2 protein-coding genes are annotated in these 1,736 nt (G+C 36.1%); both read left to right on the top strand.

Annotated features, from left to right (window positions below):
* Positions 1-241 (top strand): integrase core domain-containing protein (locus L5L98_RS22150; RefSeq protein WP_263143551.1); only part of this gene is annotated, 241 nt, incomplete at its 5' end.
* 545 nt (positions 242-786) lie between these two features.
* Entirely contained in the window at positions 787-1,437 is a 651-nt protein-coding gene (locus tag L5L98_RS22155; RefSeq protein WP_263143567.1) for a hypothetical protein, read from the top strand.
* Positions 1,438-1,736 lie beyond the last annotated feature (299 nt).

Consider the following 1,736-nt stretch of genomic DNA (forward strand, 5'->3'; position numbering starts at 1 on the left):
TATCCGAGCCAGCATGGGTGATGTGGGAGCGTGTTGGGATAACGCCGTTGTTGAGCGTTTCTTTGGTAGCTTGAAACACGATTGGATTTTTAAAGTTGCTCAACCAACAAGGGAGTTTATGAAGCAAGATGTGACGGCTTACATGAAATATTACAACTTGGAGCGGCTTCATTCTGCTAATGACGATCTGTCACCTGTAGAGTTTGAAAATTCTCAAGTAAAAGTGTCCAGTTTGGGTTGACCAGTACACTGGAGTATCTGCTAATCTAATTATATTCCAATATATTATTCGTGATGATGTCGGTGTGTTGCCTAACTAGCAAGAAAAATCAAAACCTAATTTATTAAAAGTCAATACATTCATGTTTTTTAATACTTTTTGATGACGTAAATTAGTATTTAACCAGAGAGCAGTTTAACAGGCCACAACTGGAATAGCATTAATGTCCATCAGTGATAGCCTTATTGAATTCTATCTGGCGCTCAATTTAAGTTAATGATTAAGTAAAGATAACTGAAATTTAGCACTAATCTAATTTCATCGGATAGAACATACGCTATTAAATCATGTTGCATATTATCAGTTAGCGACAGAACCTTAATCTCTCACTAATAATTTACATCGACAATAATATCTAACAGCACTAAAGTAGTATTGATTAATGTTAAAATCTTGTTAGATTTGTTATTGAGGGAACTCACTATTGACTTATTGAGTACACCCTACGGTAATAATATTTCATACCCTAGTTAGTTAATAAATTTACAAAACCGGAGAAGAACAAAATGGGAATAAAAATTCACGATAATGAGTTTATCTTTAACATTGAAGGACTATCAGATGTTTCCTTTACTGAAAAGGATCATTGCATTAGCCATGGCCAACCTTATGACGGCGTTATCTGTCATGGAAAAACTCTGGTAGTAAAAGCTGGCCGTCACAAAACAAGCGATGTGGCTAAATGGTTTATTAATAGCGCAGGCAGCGGTGGGATGATAGCTAAAACATTTAACGACCGCCAACCTTCAGAACTGAATTTTGCAGTACGTGGAAAGTTAACCCTTAAAGTTAATGGTATTGTACATACTATCGACGATTTCCTTTTAGGACAAGGTAGCTATGGAAATCACAATAATTGGTGGATTGGCTCGAAGGACATGATCGGTGTAACATGGGGCAGTGTAGACCAACATTATGCTGAAGGCTTAGCCAAAGATACGTTAAATATTGTAAAAAATGTAGTTACAGAGAATCCCGTAGGTGCTATTACTGCGAGTGGCAAGCTAATCCTCGATATTTTAAAGAAAAACAAAGTTGGCTCCGGTTCTATAGCTGCACTAGTTAGTGATTCAAGTACCGCAGTAGAATTACTCTTATTTCAAATGGACAACTCTGAAGTTAATTCTAGTCTGACTGGTCGTTACACAAAACCTTAAGTCTTATCAAACAAAGCTGAATTGATGGATGGAACAATTATACTAAATTCGTTCGTCCATATAAGAAACTTACTGATAGGCTATTATTTGTTAGTTATAGCCTATCAGATATTATTTCGACAGATAGCCAAAATTGGAGAATAATATGTCTCACGTAAGTACAAATAATTGGATGAGTGCACTAAATAAAAGTTTAACATTAGACAAAATTTCTATACCTGGCACACATGACTCAGGTACAGAAAAGGCCCCCCCAATAGGCGCCAGAACGCAAAACTTTGATATTTATACCCAGCTAA

It is taken from the genome of Shewanella sp. SM23 (assembly GCF_025654295.1).
Lineage (GTDB): Bacteria > Pseudomonadota > Gammaproteobacteria > Enterobacterales > Shewanellaceae > Shewanella > Shewanella oncorhynchi.

Excerpts from the sequence above, each read along its gene's own strand:
- L5L98_RS22155 (WP_263143567.1), top strand. The coding sequence starts at position 787 with ATGGGAATAAAAATTCACGATAATGAGTTTATCTTTAACATTGAAGGA.